Annotated in this window: 14 protein-coding genes; 8 read left to right on the forward strand and 6 right to left on the reverse strand. The window is 59.0% G+C overall.

The annotated features are described in order from the left end of the window. Window positions 1–329 (forward strand): ISAs1 family transposase (locus tag K290_RS34770; protein WP_037136037.1); only part of this gene is annotated, 329 nt, incomplete at its 5' end. A 492-nt stretch (window positions 330–821) separates the two neighbouring features. Here K290_RS34770 and rpsI read toward each other — a convergent pair. From rpsI to K290_RS0122675, 4 genes are all read right to left on the reverse strand, one after another. Beyond that, the gene (gene rpsI, locus K290_RS0122655) at window positions 822–1289 is read right to left on the reverse strand and encodes a 30S ribosomal protein S9 (RefSeq protein WP_028753976.1); all 468 of its coding nucleotides are present in this window, start codon (window positions 1287–1289) and stop codon (window positions 822–824) included. Window positions 1290–1291: 2 nt separating this feature from the next. Beyond that, window positions 1292–1756, reverse strand: coding sequence for a 50S ribosomal protein L13 (gene rplM, locus K290_RS0122660; protein WP_028753977.1), 465 nt, complete (start codon window positions 1754–1756; stop codon window positions 1292–1294). Between the two features lie 238 nt (window positions 1757–1994). Next, window positions 1995–2831, reverse strand: coding sequence for an EamA family transporter (locus K290_RS0122670; protein ID WP_028753978.1), 837 nt, complete (start codon window positions 2829–2831; stop codon window positions 1995–1997). A gap of 471 nt (window positions 2832–3302) precedes the next feature. After that, window positions 3303–3632 (reverse strand): hypothetical protein, encoded by a 330-nt coding sequence (locus K290_RS0122675; protein ID WP_028753979.1) that lies wholly within the window; start codon window positions 3630–3632, stop codon window positions 3303–3305. Window positions 3633–3743: 111 nt separating this feature from the next. Here K290_RS0122675 and K290_RS0122680 point away from each other — a divergent pair, with 111 nt between their 5' ends. From K290_RS0122680 to pstB, 7 genes are all read left to right on the forward strand, one after another. Beyond that, window positions 3744–4172 carry a CoA-binding protein gene (locus K290_RS0122680; RefSeq protein WP_028753980.1) on the forward strand — a complete coding sequence of 143 codons (429 nt, stop codon included), beginning with the start codon at window positions 3744–3746 and terminating at the stop codon, window positions 4170–4172. 160 nt (window positions 4173–4332) lie between these two features. Then, entirely contained in the window at window positions 4333–5616 is a 1284-nt protein-coding gene (locus K290_RS0122685; protein WP_028753981.1) for an O-acetylhomoserine aminocarboxypropyltransferase, read from the forward strand. Between the two features lie 34 nt (window positions 5617–5650). Further along, the gene (locus K290_RS0122690) at window positions 5651–5995 is read left to right on the forward strand and encodes a cupin domain-containing protein (protein WP_028753982.1); all 345 of its coding nucleotides are present in this window, start codon (window positions 5651–5653) and stop codon (window positions 5993–5995) included. Between the two features lie 334 nt (window positions 5996–6329). Further along, complete coding sequence (gene pstS, locus K290_RS0122695) at window positions 6330–7301, forward strand: phosphate ABC transporter substrate-binding protein PstS (protein WP_245276627.1); 972 nt, start codon at window positions 6330–6332, stop codon at window positions 7299–7301. A gap of 75 nt (window positions 7302–7376) precedes the next feature. Further along, window positions 7377–8348 carry a phosphate ABC transporter permease subunit PstC gene (gene pstC, locus K290_RS0122700; RefSeq protein WP_028753984.1) on the forward strand — a complete coding sequence of 324 codons (972 nt, stop codon included), beginning with the start codon at window positions 7377–7379 and terminating at the stop codon, window positions 8346–8348. A gap of 11 nt (window positions 8349–8359) precedes the next feature. After that, window positions 8360–9211, forward strand: a complete 852-nt coding sequence (gene pstA / locus K290_RS0122705; RefSeq protein WP_051264182.1) for a phosphate ABC transporter permease PstA — start codon at window positions 8360–8362, stop codon at window positions 9209–9211. Between the two features lie 29 nt (window positions 9212–9240). Beyond that, window positions 9241–10074 carry a phosphate ABC transporter ATP-binding protein PstB gene (gene pstB, locus K290_RS0122710; RefSeq protein WP_028753986.1) on the forward strand — a complete coding sequence of 278 codons (834 nt, stop codon included), beginning with the start codon at window positions 9241–9243 and terminating at the stop codon, window positions 10072–10074. A 118-nt stretch (window positions 10075–10192) separates the two neighbouring features. On the opposite strand, the gene K290_RS0122715 is transcribed toward pstB, so the two are convergent. Together K290_RS0122715 and K290_RS0122720 are read right to left on the reverse strand one after the other, a co-directional pair. Then, window positions 10193–11437, reverse strand: a complete 1245-nt coding sequence (locus K290_RS0122715; RefSeq protein WP_028753987.1) for a cytochrome P450 — start codon at window positions 11435–11437, stop codon at window positions 10193–10195. A 41-nt stretch (window positions 11438–11478) separates the two neighbouring features. Further along, entirely contained in the window at window positions 11479–12732 is a 1254-nt protein-coding gene (locus K290_RS0122720) for a GGDEF domain-containing protein (protein ID WP_028753988.1), read from the reverse strand. Window positions 12733–12936 lie beyond the last annotated feature (204 nt).

The raw sequence follows: 12936 nt of genomic DNA on the forward strand, positions 1-12936 counted from the left end.
AGTCCCGCACCGAGTTGAAGGATCGCTGCCGGTTCGATACCCGCTACTTCATCTCCTCGGCCAGTCTCGACGCAAAGACCGCCGCCCAGGCCGTCCGCGGTCACTGGCTCATCGAAAATGCGCTGCACTGGACGCTCGACGTCGTCTTCCGCGACGACCAATCCCGACTGCGCAAGGGCCATGGTGCCCACAACATGGCCATCGTCAGACACTTCGCCATCAATCTCGTGCGTGCCGTCGCCGACAAGAAATCCATCAAGCTCCGCAGAAAACGCGCCGGATGGAATACCGAATATCTACAAACAATCCTCGGAGCGCTCACCCGTTAACCCGGATTCGGTGCCCTGGCTACAAACGTCTATTTGCTTGCTGGCACCGTGCATCGATACGCTTGCTTTATGCAGGCGATTTGCGGCGTCGAACATTGCGCTTTGCCGTCGGCAACAGCACAGATCGAACATTGATCGGTAAATTGCTGACAGTGTGGATTGGCTTGCAGGAACTCCCGCATGCTTTCCATGGGGACCGGTGCCGCCTCGATCCTCGTTACGGCATCCGCTGAAAGAGCCGCGGTTGCGCAGAAGGCTGAGAATGCCAGCGAAGAGACCAAACCCAATCCCGTAGATCTCATGTCTGCCCCTGTAGGTTCCCTGTCTCACTAATTGACCATACGATAACAGAGAAAAAAGCGCTGACACATCTCGATATCGAAGATACGCAAAAGGAGAGCTGACCCAAGCGAGTGCAGTTCTGAAAACTGCCCACAAACAGAAAAAGGCCGGGCGAACCCGGCCTTCCAAAATCCGATCTCGGATAAGCGATTAACGCTTGGAGAACTGGAACGAACGACGTGCCTTTGCACGGCCGTACTTCTTACGTTCGACAACGCGGCTGTCGCGGGTCAGGAAGCCGCCCTTCTTCAGGACCGAGCGCAGGCCCGGCTCGAAGTAGGTCAACGCCTTGGACAGGCCGTGGCGAACGGCACCGGCCTGGCCGGAAAGACCGCCGCCAGCGACGGTAGCAACGATGTCGAACTGGCCGTCACGGGCAGCAGCGACGATCGGCTGACGGAGGATCATCTGCAGAACCGGACGGGCGAAGTATGCCGTGTAGTCCTTGCCGTTGACGATGATCTTGCCGGAGCCGGCCTTGACCCAAACGCGGGCGACGGCGTCCTTACGCTTACCGGTCGCGTAGGAACGGCCAAGCGAGTCGACCTTGCGGACGTGAACCGGAGCAGCAGCTTCCGATGCCGTGCCGAGATCCTTCAGGGAAGAGAGATCAGCCATTATCAGGCGCTCCTTACGTTCTTCTTGTTCAGCTTGGCCACGTCGAGAACGACCGGCTGCTGGGCTTCATGGGGATGGTTGGAGCCGGCGTAGACGCGCAGGTTCTTCATCTGGCGACGGCCGAGCGGGCCGCGCGGAACCATGCGTTCGACAGCCTTCTCGAGAACGCGCTCCGGGAAGCGGCCTTCGATGATCTGGCGAGCGGTGCGCTCCTTGATGCCGCCGGCATAACCGGTGTGCCAGTAGTAAACCTTGTCTTCGTACTTCTTGCCGGTGAAGACGACCTTGTCGGCATTGATGACGATGACGTTGTCACCGTCGTCGACGTGCGGCGTGAAGGTAGCCTTATGCTTGCCGCGCAGACGCATTGCGATGATAGAAGCGAGACGGCCAACGACGAGCCCTTCGGCGTCGATGAGAACCCACTTCTTCTCCACCTCTGCAGGCTTCTGGGAGAAGGTAGCCATGTTGAATACTCTCTTTTGGATCCCCGAGCCCGAAGGCATCAGGGCGTTTCTTGTTGCTTGGTTTGGCGAGCGAAACGCCCACCAAAAAGAAAGCAGCCCAGAAAGGCTGCGATCTGGGGCGGCTTATAAAGGGAATGGGTGAGGAGGTCAATAAGAGCAGATTTTGCAGTCTGAAAAATTCATAATGAAAATCAATAGGTTAAATATGCGGTATTCTGATACCCCATATTTCTTGTCCCTAAGCCAGTCTCAGAACCAATACGCCCCCTGCAATAATGGCACCGGCCACATAGCGCCAGATGCTCGATCGCTCCTTCAGGATGACCACCGAAATCACCAGTGCGAACAGGATCGATGTTTCGCGCAACGCCGCCACCATGGCGACGGGTGCCTTCGTCATCGCCCACAATGCCAGGCCGTAGGATGTCAGCGAACCGCCGCCGCCGATCAGGCCACGCCACCAATTGTAGCGCACGTGGGCGGCGACAACGGAGACGCCGCGCCGCGAGATCGCCCAGGCAAACAACAGGACCGGCGGCAGGAGCGACATCCACAGCGTATAGGATATGGAATTGCCGGAAAGGCGGGCACCGATGCCATCGACATAGGTATAGGTGGCGATGACCACCGCATTCGACAAAGCAAGCATGATGGCCTGCCGGCCACCTTTTCGGGCTTCGAAGGCAAGCGTCAATATTCCGGCGCAGATCGTCATCGTGCCGAGCAGCGCGCCACCGGACAGCTCCTCCCGGAGGATGAAACCGCTGGTCGCCACGATGATCAGCGGCGCCACCCCGCGCATCAGCGGATAGACGAGACCGATGTCGCCGGCACGATAGGCCGCGGCCACCAATTGAAAATAAGCGAACTGCAGGATTGCCGACGCGCCGATGAACGGCCACGCGGCCGAAGCCGGCAATGGAAGAAACGACAAAAAGGGCAGGGCAGTTACCGCGCCCCCGGCCGCAACCATGGCAGCGTCCAGCGACTTGTCCTTTCCGGCCTTGATGATGGCGTTCCACGTTGCGTGCAACAGCGCGCCGAAGAGAACGAGAACGATAACGTCAGCGGACAAAGAGAACCTCGAGATTGCGCGGCAACCAGCAAAGATTTGACGATTTGTCGGTATGCAGGTGTCATTTGATCCTCAATGCATCAAAAAGCAACAAAATGTGTGGGTTTCTATGCTTCTGGCGGTCCTTTCCCTCAATAAATCCCATGGAAAAGCGCGGTTGTGCGTTCTTTGTTTGTTCTATTTATTCGCGCAACCATGAGATGTTTCTAATTTATAGGGGAATGAAGCGAGAACAAAAATTGCATGCCGGGTGAACGCATGCCTAAGGTTATTTCGATAACATCCAAAGCGCTGTGAGGGTGTTATCATAGTATCATTGACCAAGATGGAGATTGTCGCTGAAAGAATAGCGGATTTCCATTCGCCCAAAGCAGTTGCGGGCGCAAAAATTACTCTGTGTCGCAAATGGAGGGTTCTGACGGGCTGAGCCACATCTCGCTTGAAGGAAGGATAACTTGGCTTGCCGCGCTGCTATCGATGCGGGATAAGCAAATCGTCGTCATCGAAATCGGTCGATGGCCGGCAGGTATAGACGGGACAGTTGGGTCTGTCCTTGGTCGGCATATAATCCTGATAGGCATAATAGCCGGGATCGCAGGCATTGCTGTCGGAGACAACGCGATCGTAAAGTGTCATATTGCGCACCCTGGCGGACGGATAGCGCATGATGACAGCCCGCTCGCGGTCAATGATCGCCCTGGCCTGGCCACAGGTGAAGGACATGGAATTGTAGCGCGAGATCGCCAGCGCCGGGGTAGCGGCGGAGGCGATCAGCAGGCTCAGCAGGACGATTTTTTTCACCGGAGCAATCCTCGCTGAAATTGTTATAATGCTTATATATACGCGAAAGCCGCGGCCGTGGTTTCCGGATTTGTGGCAAAACGCAAGTGTGATCCAAGGGGAGGCTCCGTGATGAACCATGACCGTTATGAGGATTCTTATATCGCCGATATCCTTTTATCCGTGCGGACCATCGCGCTTGTCGGCGCATCGCCCAATCCCGCGCGTCCAAGCAACGGCGTCATGGCTTATCTGATGGCGCGAGGCTATCGCGTCATTCCCGTCAATCCCGGACAGGCCGGCAAGGAGATCCTCGGACAGTGGGTTTTTGGTCATCTGGCCGATATTCCCGAGCCGGTAGACATGGTCGACGTCTTCCGTGCGCCGGAATATCTGCGGTCGGTGGTCGAGGAGACGATCATGATCGAGCCGCGGCCCCCGGTGATCTGGGGCCAGCTCGGCGTGCGGGACGATGCCGCCGCTGCGAGAGCGGAAGCAGCCGGCGTCAAGGTCGTCATGGATCGCTGCCCGGCCATCGAATATCCGCGGCTGGTCGCCTGACGCCGGCAGGCGCCGTCGACTGCGAAAAACTTGACATGCGATATCGCTGAACGATGGCAGGTTTTTCCCTCCGGCGGAAAAGCTCGGCAAAGTTCGCGGTTAACTTTCAAGCCTGAGACGTTATGATCCTCCCGTTACAACAGGGGCGGGAGAAGAGAGTATGGCGACGAACAATCCGGGTTTCGACACGCTGGCGATCCATGCAGGCGCGCAGCCGGACCCGACGACGGGCGCCCGTGCGACGCCGATCTATCAGACGACCTCCTTCGTCTTTCAGGATGCGGACCACGCCGCCGCGCTCTTCGGGCTGCAGCAGTTCGGCAATATCTACACGCGCATCATGAACCCGACCCAGGCCGTCCTCGAGGAGCGGGTGGCCGCACTCGAAGGCGGCACGGCGGGCCTTGCCGTCGCTTCCGGCCACGCCGCCCAGATGATCGTTTTTCACACCATCATGCAGCCCGGCGACAATTTCGTCGCCGCCAGGCGGCTCTACGGCGGCTCGATCAACCAGTTCGGTCATTCCTTCCAGAATTTCGACTGGCATGTGCGCTGGGCCGATCCCGCCGATCCGGCTTCGTTCGAGGCTGAGATCGACAGCCGTACCCGCGGCATCTTCATCGAAAGCCTCGCCAATCCCGGCGGCACCTTCGTCGACATCGAGGCGATCGCCGCCGTTGCCCGCAGGCATGGCCTGCCGCTAATCGTCGATAACACCATGGCCACTCCCTATCTCATCCGGCCGCTCGAACATGGCGCTGACATCGTCGTGCATTCGCTGACCAAATTCATCGGCGGCCACGGCAATTCCATGGGCGGCATGATCGTCGACGGCGGCACCTTCGACTGGTCTGCTTCAGGCAATTATCCGATGCTGTCGACGCCGAGGCCGGAATATAACGGCATCGTGCTGCACGCGAGCTTCGGCAATTTCGCCTTCGCCATAGCCTGCCGTGTCCTCGGCCTGCGCGATCTCGGTCCCGCCATTTCCCCTTTCAATGCCTTCCTGCTTCTCACAGGCATCGAGACCCTGCCGCTGCGCATGCAGCGCCATTGCGACAATGCAATCGCCGTCGCCCGCTGGCTGAAACAGCAGGATAAAGTGGCCTGGGTGAACTATGCCGGTCTTGAGGACGACCCGAACCATGCGCTGCAACAGCGCTATTCGCCCAAAGGTGCGGGGTCCGTCTTCACATTCGGTTTGAAGGGCGGCTATGAAGCGGGCAAGGGCTTGGTGGAAGGCCTCGAGCTCTTTTCCCATCTTGCTAATATCGGCGATACGCGCTCGCTTGTCATCCACCCCGCCTCGACGACGCACAAACAGCTCAGCGACGAGCAGAAAATCGCCGCCGGCGCCGGTCCCGATGTCGTGCGCCTGTCGATCGGCATCGAGGATGTCAAGGACATCATCGCCGACCTAGAACAGGCGCTGGCGAAGGTATGACACGAGGGCGTTTCCGGATGGGGACGGGGGAATTATGACAATGTATTTACGATTGGACACCGAGGGGATCGAGCCGGAAGCCGGCGCTCCCGCTGACGATCGCATCCTTTCCGGCGCGCCGGAGTTCCGGACCTGGAATGTCGAGGAAGCCGATGGCGGCCTCTATGCCGGCATATGGGAGGCGACGCCTGGCAAATGGCAAATCGTCTATGACGAGTGGGAGTATTTCCATATCCTTTCGGGCTATTCGGTGGTAACCGCCGAAAACGGCGAGACTTTTCATCTGCGTGCCGGCGATCGGATGATTCTGAGACCCGGCTTCAAAGGGACGTGGGAAGTCATTGAAACGACTCGAAAGGATTATGTGATCCGCCTTTGAAGGCCGTGCGGATTCCACCGCAAAACCGATCGGTTCAAACCCGAAAGGTCGGCGCCATTGGATCCAGACAGGCATTCGCGGCAGAGCCAGCGCAATCAGCCATTCCCATTGCTGTAAGTTGTGTCACTGGCCTTTCACCAAACTGTCATCAAACTGAAACACTGCGAGATTAGAGCCATCACTGTCGCCAGGGGACTGAAGTGGGGTTGTGAACCGATGGGGCGCTCCACGCAATCTCCTGCTCGCCATTCATTCATCACTTGAGGAAGTGAGTTCAATCATGTTGAATCAGAAATTTCGTTCGCTTTGCCTGACTGCAGGCTTCATCGCGGCTATGGCCGTTTCGGCCTCGGCTGCCGACATCACGGGCGCCGGCTCGAGCTTCATCGCTCCGGTTCTGTCCAAGTGGGCCGAAGGCTACAAGGCTGCGACGAACAATGTCGTCAACTACCAGTCGGTTGGTTCGGGCGCTGGCATCAAGCAGCTCCTCGACAAGACCATCGTATTCGGCGCTTCGGACAAGCCGATGAGCGACGCTGACCTCGAGAAGAACGGCATTGCCCAGTTCCCGATGATCTCCGGCGGCATCGTCGTTTCCTATAACATTGAAGGCGTAAAGCCGGGCGAACTCGTTCTCGACGGCAAGACGCTGGCTGACATCTTCCTCGGCAAGGTCGCCAAGTGGGACGACGCGGCCATCAAGGCCCTCAATCCCGAACTGAAGCTGCCTTCCACGGCAATCTCCGTCGTTTATCGCGCCGATAGCTCGGGCACGACCTTCAACTTCACCGATTACCTGTCGAAGGTTTCGCCGGAGTGGAAGGAAAAGGTTGGTTCGAACACGGCAGTTGAATGGCCGGTCGGCTTCGGCGCCAAGGGTTCCGAAGGCGTTTCCACCACCGTCAACCAGACCGCTGGTTCGATCTCCTACGTTGAATATTCCTACGTCGTCGCCAACCACATCGGTTTCGCGAAGATGAAGAATGCTGCCGGCAAGGTTATCGAGCCGAGCCTCGACACCTTCAAGGCTGCTGCTTCCAACGCCGATTGGGCCCATGCCAAGAACTTCAACCTGATCATCACCAATCAGCCGGGCGAAAAGAGCTGGCCGATTGCAGCTTCGACCTGGGTTATGCTCTACAAGAAGCCGGCCGATGCTGCTAAGAACGAAGAAGCTCTGAAGTTCTTCAAGTGGGCCTATCAGAACGGTCAGAAGGACGCGACCGCTCTGTCCTATCTGGCGGTTCCGGAGACTGTTGCCGCTGTTGTCGAAGAGTCCTGGAAGAAGGACTTCGGCACGAAGTAATTTGTGCTGGCTGAGAAGTTGCGGCGGACAGGGTATGGCCCTGTCCGCCTTTCGTCACAGGACAAGGGGAAATCGATGGCTGACGCGACTCAGACGGCTGCCTTCCAGGCTATAGATACCACTGCCAGCACCAGAAAATTCCGAATCCAGGATCGGATTTTCTATTTTATGACGCTTGGCTCGGCTACGCTTGTCGTGCTTCTGCTGCTGGCAATCCTTGTGGTTCTTGTCATCGATGCCTTGCCAACCTTCCAGACCTTCGGATTTTCGTTCCTCTGGGGCACGAAGTGGAGCGCTCCCGTCGATATCTATGGTGCTGTTCCTGCCGTAGTCGGTACGCTGGTGAGTTCGCTCATCGCCATGCTGATTGCCATTCCGCTGGGCATCGGCATCGCCATCTTCCTCACGGAACTTTGCCCCGGCAGCCTGCGACGTCCGATCAGTACGGCCATCGAGCTTCTGGCCGGTGTTCCCTCCATTATCTACGGCATCGTCGGTCTGTTCATTCTCGTGCCGCTGATGCAGAACTATATCCTGCCCTTCCTTATGATGACGATCGGCCAGGTGCCGTTGATCGGCCTGCTGTTCCAGCCGCCGGCGCCGGGTGTCGGCCTGTTGACCGCAAGCCTCGTGCTGGCCGTCATGATCCTGCCGTTCATCACCGCGATCGCCCGCGACGTGTTCAGCACCGTGCCGCCGATGCTGCGCGAATCCGCTTACGGCATGGGCATGACCACATGGGAAGTGGCTCGCCACATCCTGATCCCCTATACGCGTCGCGGCCTCGTCGGTGGCATCATGCTCGGCCTCGGCCGCGCACTTGGCGAAACCATGGCCGTCACCTTCGTTGTCGGCTCGGTGAGCCGCCTGCAAACCTCGATCATCTCGCCGTCCACCACCATCTCCGCCCAGATCGCGAACAACTTCGGCGATGCCGACGGTCTGCAATTGTCAAGCCTGATAGCGCTGGGTCTGCTCCTGTTCATCCTTTCCTTCTGCGTGCTTGCAGTGGCGAGGTGGATGATCGGCCGCGGCGACTCGCTTTGAGGAAAAAACCCATGGAAAATGCAATTCGTCAGAATCTCGTGTCGAGGCGCTATGGGAAGAACCGGGTGATGATGGTCTTGTGCTTCATCGCGGCCATCCTCGGCATATTCTTTCTCAGCGTGATCCTTGCGACCCTGCTTTATCGCGGTATATCGGCGCTCAGCCTCGACGTGTTCACCATGTCGATTCCGGCCCAGGGCTCGCGCGGTGGCCTGATCAACGCAATCTACGGCACTGTGCTGGTCACGGGCTGCGCCATCCTGATCGCCGCGCCGATCGGCATTCTCGCCGGCACCTACCTGGTGGAATATGCCAACGGCACCAAGCTTGCCGAAGCTGCCAAGTTCATCAACGACATCCTGCTGTCCGCACCCTCGATCATTATCGGCGTGTTCGTCTATGGCCTCGTGGTCGTGCCCATGCACGGCAACTCTGCCATCGCCGGCATCCTCGCGCTGGCGCTGATCGCCCTTCCGGTCGTCAACCGCACGACGCAGGACATGCTGTTGCTGGTGCCAAATGCGCTTCGGGAGGCGACCGCCGCGCTCGGCGCGCCGCGCTGGAAGTCCATGATGATGGTGATTTACCGTTCCGCCTGGACGGGCATTCTCACCGGCATCCTACTGGCTGTCGCCCGCATCAGCGGCGAAACCGCGCCGCTTCTTTTCACGGCCGGCTACAGTAAATTCATGAATGCGGGCCTGACCGGTCCAATCGCCACGCTGCCGGTTGCCATCAACACGCTCGCGGCGGATGCAGGCGAGGATCTCAAACAATTGGCCTGGGCCGGCGCGCTGATCATCACCGTTGCCATCCTTGCCCTCAACATCCTTGCCCGTGTCTTGAGTGGGCGCCGCCAGTGACGCAGCCGCCGAACGATAGGAATGAAACCATGAACATGAGCGATAACAATTTCCAGAGCGTCAACACACAGCCGGGGAAGGACGCCGTTTCTCAGTCGGGTCTCGGCGTTTCGAAACTTGAGGTGAAGAACCTCGATTTCACCTATCAGAACGGCCATCGCGTTCTGAAGGGTGTGAATATGAACATCCGCAAGAATGCGGTCACCGCCTTCATCGGCCCTTCGGGTTGTGGTAAGTCCACGCTGCTGCGCACCTTCAACCGGATGTATGATCTCTATCCGGGCCAGACGGTTGGGGGCGAGATCCTGCTGGACGGCCGCAATATTCTTGCCAAGGACGTCGATCTGAACGATTTGCGTGCCAAGGTCGGCATGGTGTTCCAGAAGCCCACGCCATTCCCGATGTCGATCTATGAAAACGTCGCTTTCGGCATCCGGCTCTATGAGAAGATTTCCAAGGCGGAAATGGACGCCCGCGTCGAAGCGGCGCTGACGGAAACAGCGTTGTGGAGCGAAGTGAAGGAAAAGCTGCACCAGAGCGGACTTGGGCTTTCCGGCGGTCAGCAGCAGCGTCTCTGCATCGCTCGCGCCATCGCAGTCAAGCCGTCCGTGCTGCTGCTCGACGAGCCGACCTCGGCCCTCGATCCGATCTCGACCGCCAAGGTCGAGGAATTGGTATCGCAGTTGAAGAGCGAATTCACGGTCGTTATCGTGACGCACAACATGCAACAGGCAAGCCGCATCTCCGACAACACCGCCTTCATGTATCTTGGTGACCTGATCGAATACGGCCCGACCGAGCAGATTTTCCAGGCGCCGAAGGTCAAGCGCACGGAAGACTACATCACCGGCCGTTACGGCTGATATGATACGGCATAGGCGGGCGCCGTCCCGCATCCGTCGATTTTGCAATGGCGCGCCTGCCGGCGCGCCATTTTGCATTTGGAGCAATCCAGACGGCTGCGAAGAGGTCGAACTTAACTCACCAGCTTAGTTCAAGCTTGTCGAGGCCGTGGAATTGATAGAGGTCCTTGACCTCCGGCGTCTTCTTGAGTCTTAGGCCGCCCAGGCGCTCGAACAGGATCGGCAGCACCGCATTCAATTCCAGCCGCGCCAACGGCGCGCCGATGCAGAAATGGATGCCGGCTCCGAAGGAGAGGTTGGGCGCTTCATTGCGGTCGGGCTTGAAGGTGAGGGGATCGGAGAACTTCGTGGGGTCGAGATTGGCGGCGGCAAGAATCATCGCCACCTTGTCGCCGCGCTGGAAGGAAACGCCGTCGATCTCGGCCGGCTCCAGGCACCAGCGCTGGAACACATGCACGGGGGCGCAAATGCGCAGCGTTTCTTCCACCGTACGCTCCGTCGTCGCCTCATCCTTGAAAAGCTCGGCCGGCGCATAACCGCTCTCCAGGATGACGCGGACGGAATTGCCGATCTGGTGCACTGTCGCCTCGTGGCCGGCATTGAGCAGCACAATCGTCGTCGAGACCAGTTCGTCTTCCGTCAGATACTGGCCCTTGTGTTCGGTCGTAATCATGTGCGTGAGGAGGTCGTCGCGCGGCTGGGCGCGGCGCTCGCGAATGACCGTTTTTACGTAGTCGGCAAATTCCTCGGCTGCCTGATCGGCGGCAAGCTCATCTTCCGGCGTCCGGCCGAAAATGTACATGCGTACATAGGCATGCGACCACTTCAGCAATTGCGGCCCCATTTCTTCCGGAATGCCGATCATCCGCGCAATCATCGTGACCGGAATGATGTCGGCAAAGGCCGATAGCAATTCGACTTCACCTTTTTCCGCGAATGCATCGATCAGCCGGTTAGCGAGCTCGGCCAATTCCGGCTTCATCTTTTCGACGTGCCGGGAGACGAAGGCACGGTTGACGAGAGTTCTGAGCCGCGTGTGCTCCGGCGGCTCGATTTCCAGAAGTGAATGCCGCTCGGCAAGATCGAAGTTTTTCAGATGCGGCTGCGGTGCGGGCAGGCCGAGCTCTTCGCGGCTGGCGACATGCAGGATCTGCCGGCCGAAGCGGCGGTCGCGCAGCAGGCCGTTCACATGATCATAGCCGGTGAAATACCATTGCTGCTGCTGTTCCCAATAGAAGGTGGGACATTCGGCATGCAAGGCGGCGTAGACGGCGTTTGGATTGTTGTAGAAGGCGGGATCGCGGGCATTGAGGGACACGCGACGCGCCACGGGATCGATCGAGAAAAAGGAGGATGTGGTCATGACGAAAGGATTATCGGAATAAATCGGATGGGAAAAGGCCGTTACATCCGCGACAGCGTGCCGAGGCGGCGCAGCGCATGGATCTGATCGTCGAGCGTCGGCACAAGTTCACCGCCGTTCGGATCGGGCGGCGTATCCGCGGCCGTCGCCGCTTCCGCTTCACTGAAGACGATCGTGCAATTGCGGCCGGCACGCTTGGCGGCATAAAGCGCGCGATCGGCAGCGGAAACCAGCCGGTCCCAATTGGCGGTATCGCACGGCATGATCGCCAGACCGACACTGACGGTCGCCGGCACCAGTGAACGGCCGGCAAGCAGCGGCACCCTGCAGAAATTCGAGCGGATCGTCTCGGCGATCGCCTCGGCCTCCGCCTGGTCGTCGACGAGGACGAAGGCTGTGAATTCCTCGCCACCCATGCGGCCGAATGCCCCGCTGCGCGGCACGAACTGTCGTCCGATGCGCGCGAATTCGGCAAGGACGATGTCGCCCGTCTGGTGGCCGTAACGGTCGTTGATCGCCTTGAAGTGGTCGAGATCGAACAGCAGCGTGGCGATCTTCTGCGCGTCCTTGGTAGTCTTTCCGGCGACAAGCTCGAAATAATCCTGGAGGCCTCGCCGGTTCAGCACCCCCGTCAGCGTGTCGGTGATCGAGATCGCCCGCCAGCGTCGTTCGGATCGTTCCATCATCAGCCTGCCGCTGAGTGCGATCGTGGTGGTGATCAGCAGCGCGCTGCCAAGGGCAGAGTAGCTGCGATAGGTCAGCGCTTCCTCAAGGCTGGGCCGCAGGAGCGTCATCGACATGGCGGACGCAAAGCAAAGGCAGGCGAGCGCCATGAAAACGAAGCCGAGCTGACCGCGCACACCCTCGCGTCGGCCTTCCGCGGGACGAACCGCAGAGGCGAGCAGCGTCGCGCCGACAGCACCGGCGAGATCGTAAAGGATGACGCGATTGACGTAGCTCTCGTGAATCCAAGGTAGTTCGACGCCGGCAAACCAGATGAGCGGCGGGAACAGTGCCCGCCAGTCCAGCCTGCGATTGTCCAGCCAGTAAAAGCCGGCGATCCAGGCGCTTTCGCCGAGCAGGGCAATGCCGTTGCCGACCTCGATCGACAGGAAATCCGGAATGAAACCGCGCGCCGCCACAAGCGCGAACCCGACGCCGCTGACGGTGAAGCCCATCGCCCACATCAAATAGGCGGGCGTCTGGCGATCATGCCGCCAGGCAAAGAAAAGCACGGTTGCGAGCGTAAACGCTTCGGAACACCAGATGGTGAGGCCCGTGGTAATATTGAGCACGATATGCGTTTCTCCTTTACCGTGGCGCAGATATCATCGGCGCAAAGGACACGGTAACGCTGGCAATGGAGGCATCATCGCCGAATAAGATGGTGAGTTCCTTAAGTCGCTTGGTAAATTTTACCTGCGCATGCGATTGACGCTGTGCCAACCTCGTTAGCGCTTCATTCTTCCTTCACCCTGCGCTCGGGAAAAGCAGTGGAC

The sequence above is a fragment of the Rhizobium leucaenae USDA 9039 genome, from assembly GCF_000426285.1.
GTDB lineage: Bacteria > Pseudomonadota > Alphaproteobacteria > Rhizobiales > Rhizobiaceae > Rhizobium > Rhizobium leucaenae.